Origin of the sequence: Amorphus sp. 3PC139-8 (assembly GCF_040750475.1) — a bacterium.
GTDB lineage: Bacteria > Pseudomonadota > Alphaproteobacteria > Rhizobiales > Amorphaceae > Amorphus.
The window spans coordinates 1-16,250 of the sequence record NZ_JABJVY010000013.1 but is presented as its reverse complement, the minus strand read 5'-3'; the positions used below and the strand labels follow the sequence as shown (position 1 = coordinate 16,250).

The following is a 16,250-nucleotide window of genomic DNA, read 5'->3' as shown; positions in this document are numbered from 1 at the left end:
GCGATAAATTCTCCCCCTCAGAACCTCGGATCGATCGGGGTGTCCATCGGGCAGTTGGCCTCGATGATCTCCGCCACGCCCAGCGCCAGATCCTCCCGGAAGCGCGGCGCCATGACCAGTACGCCCGTCGGCAGGCCGTCCTCTACCCCGGTCGGCACCGACACGCCCGGCAGTCCGATAAGCGCGAAGGCCGTCAACGTCGACTGCACGCGGTAGGACAGATCGTTAGCCTCCTGGCTCCAGATGTCCTCGCCGTGGATGAACTGCGCGCGGGTCGAAACCGGCGTGATCAGGATCGGATACTCCGCCAGGAACATCGACCATTGCCGCATCAAGGTCGCGCGCTTGGTGTAGAGCGCGTGATACTCGCCGGGCTCGAACGACGGCATGCGGGCCATCATGAAGCCCATCGCCTCCTTCATCGGCTGGTCGGCGAGCTTGGACACCATCTCCGCAAACACCATTCCGCCTTCGCCCTGGCAGATCTCGTCCCAGAGTTCCGCCGCCTCTACGATGTCCGGCATCTTCGGGGTGGCGACCTGGAAGCCGGCATCGGTGAGGATCTCCGCCGTCCGCTCCAGCGCCTTGGCGACCGACGGCTCCACCCCGTCCCCGGTCGGATCGAGCGAGATCGCGACCTTCAGCGGCCGCGGCGGCGGCGCATTGCTCACCGGCATCGGAATGTGGAATGGGTCGCGCGGATCGGGCGCGACCATCGCCTCGAAGCCGATGCGCAGGTCCGCCACCCGGCGCGCGAGCGGTCCGGGCACTGCGATCAACTGCATGGAAAGCGGCCGCTCGAACTGGGACGGGTTGTAGTAGGGGATCCGCCCCGGCGTCGGCCGCAGTCCGGTCACACCGGTGCAGAAGGCCGGATAGCGCACCGAGCCGCCATTGTCGCTCCCCTGGGCGATCGCGCCCATGCCGGCGGCAAGCGCCGATGAGCCGCCGCCGGTCGATCCGCCCGGAACATGCTCCTTAGACCAGGGATTGTAGGTCCGGCCGTAGACGTCGTTCTCCGTCATCCAACGCAGGCAGAAGGGCGGTGTGTTGGTGCGTCCGACGATGATGGCGCCGGCGCGCCGTAGGTTCTCGATCGCCGGATTGTCGGCATCGGCGATCCGATCCTTAAAGGCCTCCACGCCGCTGGAGTTGGAGGTGCCGGCCTGGTCGGCGTTGAGCTTGGTGGTGACCGGTACGCCGTGCATGACGCCGAGCGGCTGGCCGGAGCGCACCGCCCGATCGGCCGCATCGGCGGCGGCGAGCGCCTCTTCGGTCAAGACATCCACGACCGCGTTCAGCTTCGGATTGACCGCCTCGATGCGGGCAAGCACCGCCTCAGTCACCTCGCGCGCGGAAACCGTACCTGCGCGGACACCGGCGGCCACGTCGACCGCGTCCCACTTCCAGAGTTCCGTGGGCAGACTGCTCATGGGCACGCGCCTTTGTTCTTGGGTGTGAAATTGGGAGGCAGGATCGCCGAGGATCAGCGGACGGTGAGCCGCTCCATCACGGAGATCACCTGGTAGGCGATCACCGCGACCAGCACGCTTGCGACCGCCCCGCACCAGACCATTCCGTAGTCGAGATTGGCGCGAGAGAAGTCGAGCAGGTTGCCGAGCCCGGTCCCGGTGAGCAGCCATTCGGCCACCATCACGCCCAAGAGTGCACGCGGGGCCACCAGCTTGGCGGCAGCGAACAAGTAGCTGGTCGAATAGGGGATGGAGATGAAGACGAGCCGCTTCAGCCGGCCGCCACCATAGGCCTCCACCACCTCCAGCGCCGCCTTCGGCACCAGCGCGAAGCCTTGCGACAGGAGCACGAACGCCGGGAAGAACACCACCAGCACCGCCATGGTCACCGCGGCGGCGAGATCGCGACCGAAGATCAGGAGCAGGATCGGAGCGAGCGCCACCAGCGGCGTGCTCTGCAATAGGAGCGCCACCGGCATCAGCGCCTTCGACGTGCGCGGCACCAGCACCGTCAGCGAGGCGAGCACGAAGGCCGCCCCCAGCCCGGCAGCGAAGCCGAGCGCTGCGATCGGAACCGTGCTGGCCAGCGCCTCCAGCAGCGTGTCCCGGGCCCAGTCTGCCTGCGGCCCCAGGAACATGTAGTGGAAGGATTCGATCGGGCCGGGCGCGATGATCGGGTTCAGCCCGGTCGCCATCAGGATCACGCTCCACAGCACGAACGGCAGCGCGATCGCTGCGGCGACCAGCGCCAGGCGCTGCGCCAGCGGGCGCGGCTCGCGGGAGAGATGATCCGGCAGCCGGCTCGCCGCCACCGTCACCGGTGCCGAGCCGCCCAGGATGCGGGCGCCGATCAGCGACAGGAGGCCGTAGCCGAGCATGGCGAGCCCGGCGGCACACACGGCAATGCCCCACAGCCGGGCCGCATTGGCCTGGCCTAGCGAGCCGAGCAGGAAGGTGCCCAGCCCCCAGCGCTCGCCGGACCCGAACTCGCCCAGGATCGCGCCCAGGACCGACAGCGAGGCCGCGACCTTCAAGCCGGCGAACAGGCTCGGCAGCGAGCCGCGCAGCCGCACGAAGCGCAGGATGGTGCCCTCCCCGCCGCCATAGGCGCAGATCAGGTCGCGCAGGCGCGGATCGACATCACGCAGGCCCACCAGCATGGACGCCATGGTCGGGAAATAGACGATCAGCGCGGACAGCACGATCTGCGGCATGCCGGCATCGAGCACCAGCACCAGCACCGGACCCACCACGATCATCGGCACCGCGAACAGCGTGACGTTGACGCCGTGAAACAGGCCTTCGACCAGCGGAAAGCGGGCGAACACGATCGCAGCGACGATCGCGACCGAATTGCCGACCGTAAACCCAATCGCCGCATTCTGCAGCGTCATCAGGATGTGGCTGAGATAGAGGTCCCAGTTGGCGATCATGTCGGCAACGATCGCCGTCGGCGCGGGAAAGATCCGCACGCCGTCGACCGGAAGCCGGCCGACGAACTCCCAGACGCCGAGCACCAGGACTGCGATCGCCAGGCTGCGCAGATGGCGGCTCATGCGTCCCCCGCATCGCCGTAGAGGATCGCACCGAGCCGGTCGCACAACGCGTGGAACTCCGGCGTCGACATCAGCGCGGGATCGCGCGGACGCGCAAACGGAACCGGCACGATCTCCGCGATCCGGCCGGGCTTTGCCTGCATCACGACCACCTCGTCGGCGAGGAAGACCGCCTCGTCGATGCCATGGGTGACGAGCAGCGTGGTGGTCTGGCGCTGCATCCAGATACGCTGCAGCTCCAAATTCATGGCGCGGCGCAGTATCTGGTCGAGCGCGCCGAACGGCTCGTCCAGGAGCAGGACGGAGGGATCGGTCATCAGCGAACGCGCGATCGCCACGCGCTGGCGCATGCCACCGGAGAGCTGACCGGGCAGCGAGTCGCGATGGCCGGCGAGCCCGACTAGCTCGATCAGCTCGTCGATGGTGTCCGTCTGGTCGCGCACCGAGCGGCCGAGCACCTGCAGCGGCAGCGCGATGTTCTTGAACACCGAGCGCCAGGGCAGGAGCGCGGGGTCCTGGAACGCGATGCCGAGCTCGCCCTTGGCGCGGAAGTCCTTCGGGTCGCCGCCGCGGACATAGACCGCGCCGAGGGTCGGGTCCTCGAGCCCGGCGACAAGGCGCAACAAGGTCGACTTGCCGCATCCCGACGGGCCGATGATCGCCGTAAACGCGCCACGCTGGACCTTGAGCGAGACGGCATCGAGCGCCGTCAGCTTGCCTTGGGCGCCGTCGAAAATCTTACTGATGTGGTCGACGGCCACGTCCGCCGGCTCAGGAGCGGAACTCCCGAGCCGGACGGCGGCCGCCTGGGGCATATCCAGGCTGTTCATGACGCTTAAAGTTCTTTGAGCACCGAGGTGTCGAACAGGTCCGGGCTGGCATCGACCCCCAGGAGCGCGAGTGACTTGATGTTCCGCTCGATGCCCTCTTCGGTCATCGTGTAGAGCCCGTCCGGATGCATCATCAGGTCTTCCTGCACCTTGTTGAAGTAGAGCTCCGCCTCGATCGTGCTACCGGTGCCCTTGAACCAGGTGTCGTGGTAGGCCTTCACGTACTTTTCCGGATCCTTGAAGTTCTCCGCCCAGCCCTCCTTACTCGCCTTCAGGAAGGCGATGAGATCATCGCGGCGGTTGGCCAGCGTCTCCTCGGAGACGGTAATCAGGTCGATGTAGAACTCCAGCCCGTAGTCGTAGAGCAGAAAGTAGGCGGCCTTCTTGCCCGACGCCTGTTCGACCAGAAACGGGGTCTGGGTCACGAAGTCGACCACCGCGTCGACCTCGCCGTTGATCAGCGCCGACGGGTTGAAGGTGTAGGGAACGATCTTGACCTCGTCCTTGCTGATCTCGTTCAGCTTCAGGAAGGCGGCGACGGAGGAGCTCGCCAGGGTGGAGACGGCCAGCGTCTTGCCGACCAGGTCCTTCGGACCCTTGATGCCGGTCCCTTCCAGGCTGATGAAGCCCATCGGGCTCTTCTGGTACTGGGTGCCGATCACCTTGAACGGCGCGCCCTTCTCCACAACGGCCTTGCCGACCGACAGCATGTTGGTAAGCGCGATGTCGGACTTGCCCGACAAGAGTGATCCGACCGGGACCAGGTTCGGCCCGCCGGGGAGATAGTTTACCTTGAGCCCGGCCTTCTCGTAGAGGCCGTTCTCGATCGCGATCATGTAGCCCAGGAATTCCGGGTCGTTGAGCCAGATCGCCTGGAAGGTCAGCTCGCTCATGGCCCGGGCGGGCCTCGGGAAGCCCAACGTCCCGGCGGTCGCTGCGGCCGCGCCTGCGCCCATTAGTCCGAGGTTGAACGCACGCCGGGTCAAGGAAGTCGTCATCGTCAGGCTCCTCTTGCGATCGGAGACAAAAGATCGGGTCGCACCAGACCGGGAGCCGGTCCGGGCGAAGCGGGACTGGGAAATGGGGGAGGCGCATCCGGCCGGGCGCGCGGCGCAACCGGTTTGGAGCGGGAAACGGACGGAAAATCAGGGTCCATGTTTCCGAAAATCTGCTCCAGACCACGCGGTGCGATGGATCGCCCTCGATCGGTCCGACAGATGCCGGGCGAGAGCTGCCAGATGTCCCCGAGGCCGACCCGATTTTACGGTTCATCGTCGCCGAGGAAGTTCAAAGCAAAGTCCGTGCCAGACGTGTTCGCTCAGATTTCGGTCATGGCAGAACGTCAGGCTGTCCTTCTGGTGGGCAGATGCCTCCAGCATGCGCCGTCGTTTTCATCACAAAAAGCAATGATCTAGAGCCGTTTCGCTTTTCGTCGAAGCGCCAAACGGCTCTAACCGCTTGTTTTGACGCATTTCCGGACGGCGAATCGGTTTCCACTTCGCCTGAAAATGCTCTAGACCGCTTTCAGGAACTGGCGGGCCGCCGCCCCGTGCTCGGCGCGCAGGCGCGCCACGTCCACCGTCACCGGTCGGCCGTCCACCACCCTCCAGGCGCCGGCGATCATGACCCGGTCGGCGGCATGGGCACCGCACAAGACCAAGGCAGCGAGCGGATCGCCCGCCCCGGAAAAGCGCAGCTCGTCGAGGGTGAAGAGCGCCAGGTCCGCTTGCATCCCGACGGCGATGCGGCCGATGTCGCTGCGCCCCAGGCAGCGCGCGGAGCCTTCGCTCGCCCAGCGTAGCGCATCGAAATGGGTCACTGCGGCGGCGCCGTAGGTCAGCCGCCCCAGCATCAGGGCATGGCGCACGCTTTCCATCAGGTTGGAGTTGTCGTTGGAGGCCGAGCCGTCCACGCCGAGCCCGACCACCGCACCGGCGGCCTCCAGCTCCTTGGTCCGGCACTGGCCGGAGGCGAGCACCATGTTGGAGGTCGGGCAGTGGCAGATCCCGATGCCGTGCTTACCGATGCGCGCGATCTCGCCGTCGTCGAAATGGATGCCGTGGGCGAGCCAGACCCGGTCGCTCATCCAGCCCACCTCTTCCAGATAGTCCAGCGGGCGGCAGCCGAAATGGGCCAGGCAGAAGGCGTCCTCGTCGTGGGTCTCGCCCAGATGGGTGTGCAGCCGGCAGTCATGACGCGCGGCCAGCTCCGCCGTCGCCGCCATAATCTCCTTGGTGACGTTGAACGGCGCGCACGGGGCGAGCGCGATCGTGCTGAACGAACCCTCGGAGGGGTCATGGTAGCGCGCCAGCACCCGTTCGCAGTCGGCGAGCACCGCGTCGTCGTCCTGCATCAGCCGCTCGTCGGCAATGCCGCCGCTCTGGGTGCCGAGATTGATCACCCCGCGAGTGAGGCCGATCCGGATCCCCAGCGCCGCCGCCTCCTCCGCCTCGATGTCGACGGCGTCCGGCATGTCGGAGGGAAACACGAACAGATGATCCGACGCCGTGGTGCAGCCCGACATCAGGAGCTCGGTCAGCGCCAGCCGCACGGCGAGGCGGAAGTTGTCCCGGTTCAGGTTGCTCGCCCAGATCGGATAGAGCGATTTCAACCAGGGAAACAGCTCCTTGTTGATCGCGTTGGGATGGGCGCGGGTCAGCGTTTGGAAGAAGTGATGGTGGGTGTTGACGAGCCCCGGCAGGATCACGTGCCGGCTGGCGTCGAACACGGTCTCGCACGGCGCAGCCGGCCCGTCGGGACCGACCAGTTCGGCGATCATGCCGTCCTCCACCACGATCCCGTTGGGGGCGTCGTCGGCCAAGATCGCGATCGGATCGCGCAGCCAGGTTCGCATGGGATTGATCCTCGAAATGCCGGCGGTACGGTCAGGTGTCGAGCATGTCGGCGCTGAACAGGTCCTCGACCGAGAACGCGATTTCGATCAGGCCGTCGGCGCGCATGTAGCGGATCGCGGCCTCCAGCATCGGCCGGTTCTTCGACACGCCCACCGGCCAGTAGTCCTTGCCCAGCACGGCTTCGGCGGTGCGCAGGCTCTCCAGTTGCCAGGGCAACATGGTGGCGAGCGCGGCCGCGTCGGCGAGGTTCGCCCGCGCGATCGACTGGGCCTTGGCGAAAGCGACGAACAGGGAGCGGACCACGCCGGGATTCGCCTCCGCGATCGGCCGTTTGATCGCCAGCACGTGCATGGCCGGAAAGATGCCGGTCTTGCGGTAGTAGGCCTGCTCCACCGGCATCGGATGGGGAAACAGCCGCTCCACTGCGACGCCGTCCCAGGTGCTGGGGGCGCGCGCGGTATAGAGCGCATCGATCGCGCCCTCGGCCAGAAGCTCGGCCAGCCCCTTGTCGGTGCGCTCCTCGTGGCGGAAGCGGTCGGGATAGAACTGCGGGTGCTCGTCGCCGGTGCGGGCCTCCTCCAGTCCGCCGGCGACATAGATCGGCGCGGTGCGCGGCAGCTCGTGGAAATCCTCGAAGATGCCGCGCAGCCAGACCGCCGCGGCCATATCGAACACCGGAATCCCGATCCGCCTGCCGGCGAGATCGGCCGGCCGGGAAATCCCTTTGCCGGTATTCACGAACACGCTGGAGAAGCGGAAGTGGCGGGAGGGAAAGATCGGGATCGCCAGATAGGGCCGGTCCGCCCGCTCCAGCGTGCGCAGATAGGTCCCGAGCGGAAACTCGCAGCAGTCGAAGGTGTGCTCGGAAAGCTGCTTGTTGAACAGCGCCTGCACGCCCATGAAGGTGACCGTCGCATCGACGTCGGCGATCGCCACCTCGCCGGTCGCAAGCGGGCGGGTGCGATCGGTGTCGCTGACGCCGATGGAAAGCGGAAGCGGAGCCATAATTTTCTTCTCAATCAGCGTTTGATGCGGGCGACGAGCACGTCAAGGAGTTCCGGCAGCGCCAGCGGCGTGGCGTTGGCCCCGCCCCGGGCATAGACGGCGGTGGCGTGCTCGATGTCGGAGCCGAGGCGGGTGGCAAGCCGCTCGATCGCGTCGCGGCACTGCTCCAGCGTCGGCAGGCACTCGATCGCCCCGTCAGGGCCGAGCGTGTCGTTGGCCCCGGCGAGTGCCAGGAACTCGTCGCCCACCTTGCGGCGCGCGGCGACCTTGTTGGCCGACCGCTCGCCCTTCGCGAGCACGAACGAGCGATGGGTCAGGCCCGGCGCCACCCAGGAGACGATGTCGGTGTAGCGTTCGCCGATGCGGCCGACGACCTTGGCGATGCCCTCCGCCATGGCGTTGTGCATGGCGACATAGGCGCGCTTTTCCTCCGGGCCCCAGCGCCAGCGGCTGGCGGAGATCTGCTCGGCGGTGGAATCGGCGCGCCACGGCGACACCGCGTTGCCGCGATTTTCAAACAGGCCGGGATCGTCGTAGGCAGTCGCGGGCGAGGCTTTGCCGTTGAAGCTCACGATGTGCTCGTAGGGCACCACCGCCATCGGCTCGGAAATGATCATCCGGTGGATGATGGTGCCCTTGCCGTCGGAGAGGATGGCCAGGTTCAGGACGTCCTTCGGCATGTCGTCGCCGAGCCGGTCGACCAGTTCAGGCGGCAACGACAGCTCGCCGGTCGGTCGAAAGCCTTCCGCCAGAAGCCGCTTGTTGATCGCCTGGTGCTCGGAGGAGAACGGATAGGGCTTGGTCTTGGTGCACGGCAGGAACAGCAGCACCCGGCGCTCCGCCTCCGGCAGGTCCGGCTCGTACTTTGTTTCGACGAACTCCAGCCACTCGGCGATCCGCGGATGGGCGAGCGAATCCACGTTGTCCTGGGGGCTGTAGAGGCACAGCGTTTCGTCCAGCTCGAACGGCTTCTGGATCTTGTGCGCGGATTCGCGGATGCGCCGGGCGCGATCGTCGACGGTGATCATGGGCTACCTTCAGCTGTCGGAAAGTGCATCGGCGGGTACGACCCGCCGGTAGGCGGCGGCCACATCGAGTTCCGGCTCGTCGTAGGCCAGCAGCGCGGCCAGATGGGCGTCGGCGTCCTCCACGAAGAGATTGCGGGTGACGCCAAAGGTCAGCCGCTCCGAGCCGAATTTCAGCGCGGAGATGCCGGCGGACCCCGCCAGGCTCGGCATGGCGGCAAAGGTGTAGGAGAAGACGTTCTTCAGGAATGGCGCTGAGCCGGGCTCCTTCTCGGTGAACTGAAAGCGGTCGCCGAGATAGGGAAAGCCCGACAGCACGGCATGCGCCTCGCCTGCCGGCGGCTGATACTTGTCACGCCAGAGCGCGATCTCCCCGGCAAAACGGGCAAGCTCCGGCCGGCGCGCCAGGTCGACGGCAAAGCCGGTTCCGACGATCAGGAAATCCACGTCATGGGTGGCGCCCGGCACGGTCAGGCGCACCCCACCCCCCGCGTTCGGCGCGACCTCCTCAAGCGGCGCCCCGAGATGCAGCGCGAAATCGGCGAACCAGGCACAGCGCTCGAAGGTGTCCTGGGGCGGCGGCTGGTTGACGTCGAAGATGCGCTTCATGAAGCGCCATTTGCGGCCATCGTCCAGATCGCCGAAATGGCGCAGGAAGCCCGCAAATTCCATCCAGCGGTTGGGGTTCGCCGTCGGCATCTCCCGGCGCCGGGCGAACAGGTCCACCGAGGCGGCCCCGGCCTCCAGCGCCATTGCCGCGTTGTCGAACGCTGACGCACCCGCACCCAGCACCGCGACGCGTTTGCCGGCAAGGGCGGCAAAATCGATCGCGTCTGCGGTGTGTGCATAGGATGCGCGCGGCAGGGCGTCGGCGATCATCGGCGGAACGCTCCAGGTGCCGCAGCCTTCGATCCCCGTCGCGAGCACGACGTTGCGGGCGATCAGCGTTTCGCCGCGCCCGTCGATCGTCGCACCGACGGCGAACAGCCCGTTTTCGAGCGGCTCAATGTCGGTGACCTCGGCCTTGTTGGTGAGATTGATGCCGGCCACACGCCGCACCCACATCAGATAGTCGTGCCAAGCTTCGCGCGGGATCTTGCCGAGTTCGTCCCAAGAGCGGGCGCCGTGCTGCGCCTCCCACCAGGCCCGGACGGTCAGGCTGGCAACGCCGAGGTCCGGGCCGGTCACCGTTTTCGGCGTGCGCAGGGTGTGCATCCGGGCAAACGTTACCCACGGCCCTTCCAGACCGGCGGGGTTGCGGTCCAGCACCCGGACGTTGGCGACACCCTCGCGCTTCAGGCGGAAGGCGATCGTCACCCCGCTCTGGCCGCCGCCGACGACGACGGCATCGTGGACCGGCGCGCCCTGATAGGTACGCGGCGGCACCCAGTCGCGCGCCGGATAGGCGAGACAGTCGAGTTCGAAGCGGGCGCGCTGTTCCAGCGCGGCCAGGCCGCGCGGACGGTCCGCAGGCGACGGGATCGGGACGCTCATGCGCTCAGCACCTCCAATTGCGCCGCCGCCTCGGTCCCCGACAGCCCCATGAAGGCGGCAAAGGAGCGCGCAAGACGGTCTGCGTCGATCCCGCGGGCGATCACCGCGAGTTCGGCGCCGGAAAGATCGTCGGCCACGCCCGCCCGCAGATGCTCGGGCGGGTAGACCAGATGGCGCACCGCCTGGACCACGACCGGTTCGGCCGCCGCTTCTCCGGCGACCCGGATCAGCCCTTTCAGGCGCAGGATCTTGTCGCCGTGGCGGTGCAGAAGCAGCGACAGCCAGGTCGAAAACGTCGCCCAGTCCACCGGGTCCGGCCAGCGCACGACAAAGGCGGTCAGGCTGTGGCGGTGGCTATGGGCGTGCGGTTTCCCGGCGGCCGCGTGGTGGTGTGCCATGCCCTGCCAGGGATCGGCAGGCGGTTGCTTGGGATCGACCGCTAGGATGGGGACGAACGGATTGACCGCCGCGATCGTCGCGCAGGCCCTGTCGATAACGTCAGGCCCGGCGAGATCGGCCTTGGTCAGAAGGATGCGGTCGGCGGCGATAAGCTGGTCCAGCGCCTCCGCTTCGGTATCGAGCGTGTCGGCCAGGTTCAAGCCGTCGGCGAGGGCGACCACCGAGCCGAACCGGAAGCGCGGCTTGAGAACGGGGTCGGCCTCGATGGTCGCCCCGATCGGGGTCGGGTCGGCCATGCCGGAGGTCTCCACCACCACCCGGTCGAACGCCGGCAGCGTGCCCGCCCCTCGGGCGCTCACAAGCGCCATCAGCCCCTCGCGCAGCTCACTGTCGACGGCGCAGCACACGCAACGCCCGGCCAGCGCATCCACCGCACCGGCGGCCACGCCCGCTTCGCCGGCAATCGCGCCGATCAGCCGCTCGTCGAGCGGAAAGTCCGCCGCCTCGTTGACCAGGAACACGGTGTTCGGCAGCGCACCGGCCGCAATCAGCCGGCGCAACAGGCTGGTCTTGCCGGCCCCCAGGAAGCCGGTCAGCACATCGACGCGGACGGGCGCGCGCAGACCGGTCATGGCCTGGCCTTCCCGGTCTCGCCGGCAAGCCGGGTCAGCAAGGCCTCGTCCAGCGGATCGATCGCCGTGCCGAGACGGTCGGCGGCGCGCCAGGCCTCGGCGAGATCCAACGCCAGCTCGCGGCGTCCGGTGCGGCCGGCGACCTGGAACCCCTCGCCCCAGGCCGACAGCCGGACACCGGCGAGCGCGGCCACCTGCCCCGCCCTAGCGGCGAGGCGAACGCGGGCCCGTGTCGGGCGATCACCCGACACGGCCGCACCGCTCCAATGATGCTGGCCGGAGAAAGATCCGCAAAAGCCGCACATGGTCGTGACCTGCCTGCCTGTCCGCCGATCAGGGCCTGGGCCCGGCACTTCCCTTTGGGAAGCGGGTCAGGAAGTCCTGGGCCATCTCTTCGCAGGTGACGAATTTCACGCCGGGGTGGCGCGCCATATGCTCGAACAGGCGCTCGTGCATGGCGAGCACCTGGGGCCGGCCGGAGACGTCGGGATGGATGGTGATCGGGAAGACGGCGTAGTCGTATTCCCGGTAGACCCAGTCGAACTGGTCGCGCCACAGCTCCTCGATGTCGCGCGGATTGACGAAGCCGTGGCTGTTCGGCGAGGCCTTCATGAACATCATCGGCGGCAGGTCATCGAGATACCAGGAGGCCGGGATCTCCACGAGATCGCTCTCGGCCCCGTGGACGAGCGGCTTCATCCAGCTCTCGGCCGTCTGGCCGTAGTCGACCTTGGTCCAGCTCTCCCCCTTGGGCACGTAGTAGGGGAAGAAGTCGTTGTGCATCTGGCTATGGTCGTAGACGATCCCGCGCTCAATCAGGAGATCGACGGTGTCGGCGCTGAACTCCCACCAAGGCGCGACATAGCCCACCGGCGGCTTTCCCTGAAGCGCCGTGATCAGCTCGATCGACTTGTCGAGCACCGCCGTTTCCTGCTCCGGCGTCATGATCATCGGATTTTCGTGGGAGTAGCCGTGCATGCCGATCTCGTGACCGGCCTCGGCGACGGCCTTCATCTCCTCGGGAAAGGTCTCGATGGAGTGGCCCGGGATGAACCAGGTGGTCTTGATCCCGAAGCGCTCGAACATCCGCAACAGGCGCGGCGAGCCGACCCGGCCGGCGAACACGCCGCGGGAGATGTCGCAGGGGCTGTCCTCGCCGCCATAGGTGCCGATCCAGCCGGCAACCGCGTCGACGTCGATGCCGTAGGCAACAAAGAACTCCTTGGCCATGCCGGCCCTCCTCTTGCTCGCCGAAGTCGCGCTTACGCGCCCGAAAGCACCCGGCCCCAGCCGGGAATCCGCACCTCGACCCCTACCTCCCGCAGCGTCTGCCACAGCGTGACGGCGATGGAGTCCACGATCGGAACGCCGAGCTCCGCCTCCATCTCGTCGACCAACTCGGTGGCGTTGAAGTTGGTGCAGACGACCGCGATGCAGTCCGGATTGCCCGCAGCCGCGCGGCGCAGGACGTCGCGGATCGCTTCCGGGTCGGCGGCGCCGATGTCGCGATTTTCCCGCAGGCCCAGGCAGGCATTAGCGGTGACGGTGTAGCCCCGGCGGACATATTCGGCTTCGATCTCGGCCGAAACGTCCGCCGTATAGGGCAGCGCCAGGCCGATCCGGCTCCAACCGAAGGCCTGGAAGGCGGCGTAGAAGCCGATGGTAGAGGTGGTGGCCGGGACCCCAGTCTCCTTGGTGATCGCCGCGCACAGCGCCTCGTCGTTGGCCAGCCCGCGCCAGCTTGCCGAGGTGCCGTTCCAGACCAGGAGGTCGAGTGGGGCGTCGGCGAGCAGCCGGGCGGCCGCCAGCATCGGCTCGATCTGGAACTGCGCCTCGGAGCTTTGCGCAAGCGCGAGGTGCGTCACGCCGGTGCGCGAAAAATGGTGGCTCACCTTGCTGTCGTACGGCCGGTTCATCTGATAGGTCAGCGGCTCGAGCGCAGTGTTGGAGGACGGCGTGATGTGGCCGATGCGGATCATCTTGGTCATTTGGCTCCAACAGGCTCGAGATGGCTGAGGCCGGTGGCGAACCGGCCGGCGACGAACACCAACGGCTCGCCGCCGAAAACGGCGAGATCCGTGACTTCTCCGACCAGGATCTGGTGGTCGCCGCCGTCGTGGATCCTCCGGGTTTCGCAGACGAGATGGGCGAGCGCGCCGGAGATCAGCGGCAGTCCGGAGGACGTTTCGATGGCGACGCCTTCGAACGGATCGTCGTGGCTGCCGGCGAAACGGCGGGCGAGATCGATCTGCGGCGCGGCGAGAATCGAGATGGAAAACCCGTCTGCGCGCGCAAACGCGGTGCGCGAGTGCGCAGAATTGCGCAGGCTCCACAGCACCAGCGGCGGCTCCAGCGAGACCGAGGCGAAGGAGTTGATGGTCATGCCAATCGGCCGCCCGCCGGAGCGGGTGGCGACGACGGCGACGCCGGTCGCGAACTGGCCGCAGGCGCGGCGGAGATCGACCGGGTCGAGACGGGTGTCGGTCGCGCTCATGCCGTGCCTCCGAAACTCTGGTTGCCGGCGCCCTCGACGATGAAGCGCTCGATCGGCAGCGGTACACTTGCCTTCCCCTCGGCAAAGGCCACCACGTGCGGCTCCAGCCGCGCCGCCAGCGCCTTGGCCGATGCAAGGGCCGGGCCGAGCCGGCCAATTGCCGCGTCGAGCCGGTCCGCCAAGTCGGAGGTGTCGACGGTCAGCACCCGGCCGTCGCTGACCGCGATCCGGCCGTCGGCGATCACCATCCGAATGGAGGCGGAATCGGCCGCCGTGACGAGTTGGTTGACCGGATCGGTGAGCGGCAGGAAATCGACATGGTCGAGGTCGAACAGCACAAGGTCCGCCGGGGCACCGGGCCGGATCCGGGCGCCCGCAATGCCCATCAGATCCGCCCCGCCCGCGGTTGCAAGCCGCAGCACCTCCGCCGCGCTCGGCCAGTCGTCGCGGGAGCCGGCGAACAGGCGCGCGCCATAGGAGGCGAGCCGCACCGCCATCGGCATGGAGAGCGCGTCGGAGGAGTTGGAGCCGTCGGTCGCAAGCCCGACCGTGATGCCGCGCTCCAGCATCGGCCTCAGCCGGGCGAAGCCGGAGCCGAGCCGGAGGTTGCTCGCCGGAATGTGCGCGATGGCGCAGCCATGGGCAGCGAGCTGGTCGAGATCGGCCTCGTCCAGCCAGACGCCGTGGGCGGCGGTGAAGCCGGGCCTGAGCACGCCGAGGCGCTCCAGATAGGCCACCGGCGACGACCCGTAGAGCTCGTAGGCCGCGACGACCTGCAGGCGCGACTCCGCGACATGCATGTGCAGCGGCAGGCCGTTATCCTCCGCGATCGCCACGCATGCCATCAGGAAACGTTCCGAGCAATGGTGCGGGATCGTCGGCGCGACCGCGAACGAAATGCCGACCGGCAGGCTGTCCTTGCCGGACACCACGTCGCGCACGGCCGCAATCACCGCGTCCCCGTCGAGTGCGGCGCCGGAGACCTCGGCCCGAAGCTCCGACGGCAGGGCCTCCATCAGCCCCGGGATCGCCTGATAGAGGCTCCTGTCGGCGACCATCGGCGCCAGCACCGCCTTAATGCCGGCATCGGTATAGGCCTGGGCGACCGCCGCGAAGCCTTCCGGTGTCGGGCTCGGGAACTGGTAGACCAGGTCGTAGCAGGCGGTGCAGCCCTTGGAGAGGAGGTCGACGGCGGTCAGGAGCGTGGAGAGATAGATCGTTTCGGGATCGCGCGCGCCGCCGAGCCAGGGCCCGTTGGTCAGCGAGGCTTCCAGCGTCCACCGGTCCGCCGCCCCTTTCATCAGGCTGGCATGGCCATGGGTGTGGCTGTTGACGAAGGCGGGCAGGACCAGCCGCCGGGCGGCATCGATCACCTCGGCCTGAGGCGCGGAAAACGTTCCGGGCGCGCCGACGGAGGCGATTTTCCCGTCGGACAGCAGCAGGTCGCGGCGCTCCGCCGTGCCGCTCTCCGGGTCGACGACCAGGCCATCGCGGAGAAGAAGGTCCAGGCCCACGGTCATGCGCCGCCTCCCGCGCTGAGGAAGGCCGGATGGGTGGCGATCCAGTGGCGGGCGACCTCGGAGCGGCCGGCGCACCAGACGTCGTCGTGGGCGGCGACCAGATCGAGGAAACGCTGCAGCCCTTCGAAGCGGGCCGGCTGGCCGGAGACGCGGGCGTGCAGGCTGACGGTCATCATTCGCGGCCGGCGCGCGCCCTCGGCATGGAGCACCCGGAAGGCAGCCGCCAGATGTTCGAACCAGTCGACGCCGGTGCCGAGCTTGGCGCTCGCGAGCCGGTTGTCGTTGTTGGTGAAGGAGTGCGGCACGACCAGATGCGGCGCGCCTTCGACCGACACCCAGAACGGCAGGTCGTCGGCGTAGCTGTCGGAATCGTAGAGAAAGCCGCCATGCTCGGCGAGCAGCGCCCGGGTGCGCGCGCTCGGCGTGTAGCGGCTCTGCCAACCGACCGGGCGCCGGCCGACGGCGGACTCGATGCCGGCCACCGCCCGGGCAATCGCCGCCCATTCCTCCGCCTCGTCCAGAAGCGCGTGGCGCTCGAACCGGTCGCCATGGCAGCAGAGATCCATATCGGATTCGTGGATTGCTGCCGCGATCGCCGGATTGCGGGCAAGCGCCTGGGCGCAAACGTTCGCCGTCAGCGGCACGCCGCGCTCCGAAAACAGCTCCGCGATCCGCCAGAACCCGACCCGGGAGCCGTACTCGAACAGGCTTTCGGCCACGAAATCGCGGGTTCCGGGTGCAACCTCACCGGCGACCCCGTCGGTGAGTGCGATCTCGGTCACCGAATCGCCGTCGGGAATCGAGGGCTCGGCCCCCTCCTCCACGTTGAGGACGATCACCAGTGCCAGCCGCGCGCCACCCGGCCAGTGCGGGTCCGGCGGCGTCGGCCCGTAGCCAACGAAATCGCGGACGCCGTCTGCGACCGGTCTCATGAGGCCGCCGTCAAAGGTCCAAGCGCCTCGGCAACG

At 67.9% G+C, this 16,250-nt stretch carries 15 protein-coding genes; all 15 read right to left on the bottom strand.

Translation table 11 applies throughout. The annotated features are described in order from the left end of the window. Nucleotides 1-17 precede the first annotated feature (17 nt). Complete coding sequence (locus HNS03_RS13480; RefSeq protein ID WP_367196022.1) at nt 18-1,433, bottom strand: amidase; 1,416 nt, start codon at nt 1,431-1,433, stop codon at nt 18-20. Nucleotides 1,434-1,486: 53 nt separating this feature from the next. Further along, nucleotides 1,487-3,028, bottom strand: coding sequence for an ABC transporter permease (locus HNS03_RS13475; protein WP_367196021.1), 1,542 nt, complete (start codon nt 3,026-3,028; stop codon nt 1,487-1,489). After that, nucleotides 3,025-3,858, bottom strand: coding sequence for an ABC transporter ATP-binding protein (locus HNS03_RS13470; protein WP_367196020.1), 834 nt, complete (start codon nt 3,856-3,858; stop codon nt 3,025-3,027). Before HNS03_RS13470 ends, HNS03_RS13475 begins: the two co-directional genes overlap by 4 nt. Nucleotides 3,859-3,863: 5 nt before the next feature. Next, on the bottom strand, nt 3,864-4,856 hold the full coding sequence (locus HNS03_RS13465; protein WP_367196019.1) for an ABC transporter substrate-binding protein: 993 nt from the start codon (nt 4,854-4,856) through the stop codon (nt 3,864-3,866). Between the two features lie 515 nt (nt 4,857-5,371). Next, nucleotides 5,372-6,712, bottom strand: coding sequence for an 8-oxoguanine deaminase (locus tag HNS03_RS13460; protein WP_367196018.1), 1,341 nt, complete (start codon nt 6,710-6,712; stop codon nt 5,372-5,374). Between the two features lie 31 nt (nt 6,713-6,743). Then, on the bottom strand, nt 6,744-7,718 hold the full coding sequence (locus tag HNS03_RS13455; protein WP_367196017.1) for a hypothetical protein: 975 nt from the start codon (nt 7,716-7,718) through the stop codon (nt 6,744-6,746). A gap of 14 nt (nt 7,719-7,732) precedes the next feature. Continuing rightward, complete coding sequence (locus tag HNS03_RS13450) at nt 7,733-8,746, bottom strand: hypothetical protein (protein ID WP_367196016.1); 1,014 nt, start codon at nt 8,744-8,746, stop codon at nt 7,733-7,735. A gap of 9 nt (nt 8,747-8,755) precedes the next feature. Continuing rightward, nucleotides 8,756-10,237 carry a SidA/IucD/PvdA family monooxygenase gene (locus HNS03_RS13445; RefSeq protein ID WP_367196015.1) on the bottom strand — a complete coding sequence of 494 codons (1,482 nt, stop codon included), beginning with the start codon at nt 10,235-10,237 and terminating at the stop codon, nt 8,756-8,758. Continuing rightward, complete coding sequence (locus tag HNS03_RS13440; RefSeq protein WP_367196014.1) at nt 10,234-11,268, bottom strand: GTP-binding protein; 1,035 nt, start codon at nt 11,266-11,268, stop codon at nt 10,234-10,236. The genes HNS03_RS13445 and HNS03_RS13440 overlap by 4 nt, the downstream gene beginning before the upstream one ends. Then, nucleotides 11,265-11,519 carry a hypothetical protein gene (locus HNS03_RS13435; protein WP_367196013.1) on the bottom strand — a complete coding sequence of 85 codons (255 nt, stop codon included), beginning with the start codon at nt 11,517-11,519 and terminating at the stop codon, nt 11,265-11,267. The genes HNS03_RS13440 and HNS03_RS13435 overlap by 4 nt, the downstream gene beginning before the upstream one ends. Nucleotides 11,520-11,601: 82 nt before the next feature. Further along, nucleotides 11,602-12,498: a polysaccharide deacetylase gene (locus HNS03_RS13430; protein WP_367196012.1), complete on the bottom strand. Its 897-nt coding sequence runs from the start codon at nt 12,496-12,498 to the stop codon at nt 11,602-11,604. A gap of 32 nt (nt 12,499-12,530) precedes the next feature. Next, nucleotides 12,531-13,256 (bottom strand): Asp/Glu/hydantoin racemase, encoded by a 726-nt coding sequence (locus tag HNS03_RS13425; protein WP_367196011.1) that lies wholly within the window; start codon nt 13,254-13,256, stop codon nt 12,531-12,533. After that, nucleotides 13,253-13,762, bottom strand: a complete 510-nt coding sequence (locus HNS03_RS13420; protein WP_367196010.1) for a flavin reductase family protein — start codon at nt 13,760-13,762, stop codon at nt 13,253-13,255. Before HNS03_RS13420 ends, HNS03_RS13425 begins: the two co-directional genes overlap by 4 nt. Then, on the bottom strand, nt 13,759-15,282 hold the full coding sequence (locus tag HNS03_RS13415; RefSeq protein WP_367196009.1) for an amidohydrolase family protein: 1,524 nt from the start codon (nt 15,280-15,282) through the stop codon (nt 13,759-13,761). The genes HNS03_RS13420 and HNS03_RS13415 overlap by 4 nt, the downstream gene beginning before the upstream one ends. Beyond that, nucleotides 15,279-16,214, bottom strand: a complete 936-nt coding sequence (locus HNS03_RS13410) for a polysaccharide deacetylase family protein (protein WP_367196008.1) — start codon at nt 16,212-16,214, stop codon at nt 15,279-15,281. The genes HNS03_RS13415 and HNS03_RS13410 overlap by 4 nt, the downstream gene beginning before the upstream one ends. Nucleotides 16,215-16,250: the final 36 nt, after the last annotated feature.

What these genes read in the sequence shown, in the direction of transcription:
- HNS03_RS13455 (WP_367196017.1), bottom strand. Translation starts at nt 7,718, where the DNA reads ATGGCTCCGCTTCCGCTTTCCATCGGCGTCAGCGACACCGATCGCACC.
- HNS03_RS13460 (WP_367196018.1), bottom strand. Translation starts at nt 6,712, where the DNA reads ATGCGAACCTGGCTGCGCGATCCGATCGCGATCTTGGCCGACGACGCC.
- HNS03_RS13445 (WP_367196015.1), bottom strand. Translation starts at nt 10,237, where the DNA reads ATGAGCGTCCCGATCCCGTCGCCTGCGGACCGTCCGCGCGGCCTGGCC.
- HNS03_RS13465 (WP_367196019.1), bottom strand. Translation starts at nt 4,856, where the DNA reads ATGACGACTTCCTTGACCCGGCGTGCGTTCAACCTCGGACTAATGGGC.
- HNS03_RS13440 (WP_367196014.1), bottom strand. Translation starts at nt 11,268, where the DNA reads ATGACCGGTCTGCGCGCGCCCGTCCGCGTCGATGTGCTGACCGGCTTC.
- HNS03_RS13430 (WP_367196012.1), bottom strand. Translation starts at nt 12,498, where the DNA reads ATGGCCAAGGAGTTCTTTGTTGCCTACGGCATCGACGTCGACGCGGTT.
- HNS03_RS13450 (WP_367196016.1), bottom strand. Translation starts at nt 8,746, where the DNA reads ATGATCACCGTCGACGATCGCGCCCGGCGCATCCGCGAATCCGCGCAC.
- HNS03_RS13425 (WP_367196011.1), bottom strand. Translation starts at nt 13,256, where the DNA reads ATGACCAAGATGATCCGCATCGGCCACATCACGCCGTCCTCCAACACT.
- HNS03_RS13470 (WP_367196020.1), bottom strand. Translation starts at nt 3,858, where the DNA reads ATGAACAGCCTGGATATGCCCCAGGCGGCCGCCGTCCGGCTCGGGAGT.
- HNS03_RS13475 (WP_367196021.1), bottom strand. Translation starts at nt 3,028, where the DNA reads ATGAGCCGCCATCTGCGCAGCCTGGCGATCGCAGTCCTGGTGCTCGGC.
- HNS03_RS13410 (WP_367196008.1), bottom strand. Translation starts at nt 16,214, where the DNA reads ATGAGACCGGTCGCAGACGGCGTCCGCGATTTCGTTGGCTACGGGCCG.
- HNS03_RS13415 (WP_367196009.1), bottom strand. Translation starts at nt 15,282, where the DNA reads ATGACCGTGGGCCTGGACCTTCTTCTCCGCGATGGCCTGGTCGTCGAC.
- HNS03_RS13420 (WP_367196010.1), bottom strand. Translation starts at nt 13,762, where the DNA reads ATGAGCGCGACCGACACCCGTCTCGACCCGGTCGATCTCCGCCGCGCC.
- HNS03_RS13480 (WP_367196022.1), bottom strand. Translation starts at nt 1,433, where the DNA reads ATGAGCAGTCTGCCCACGGAACTCTGGAAGTGGGACGCGGTCGACGTG.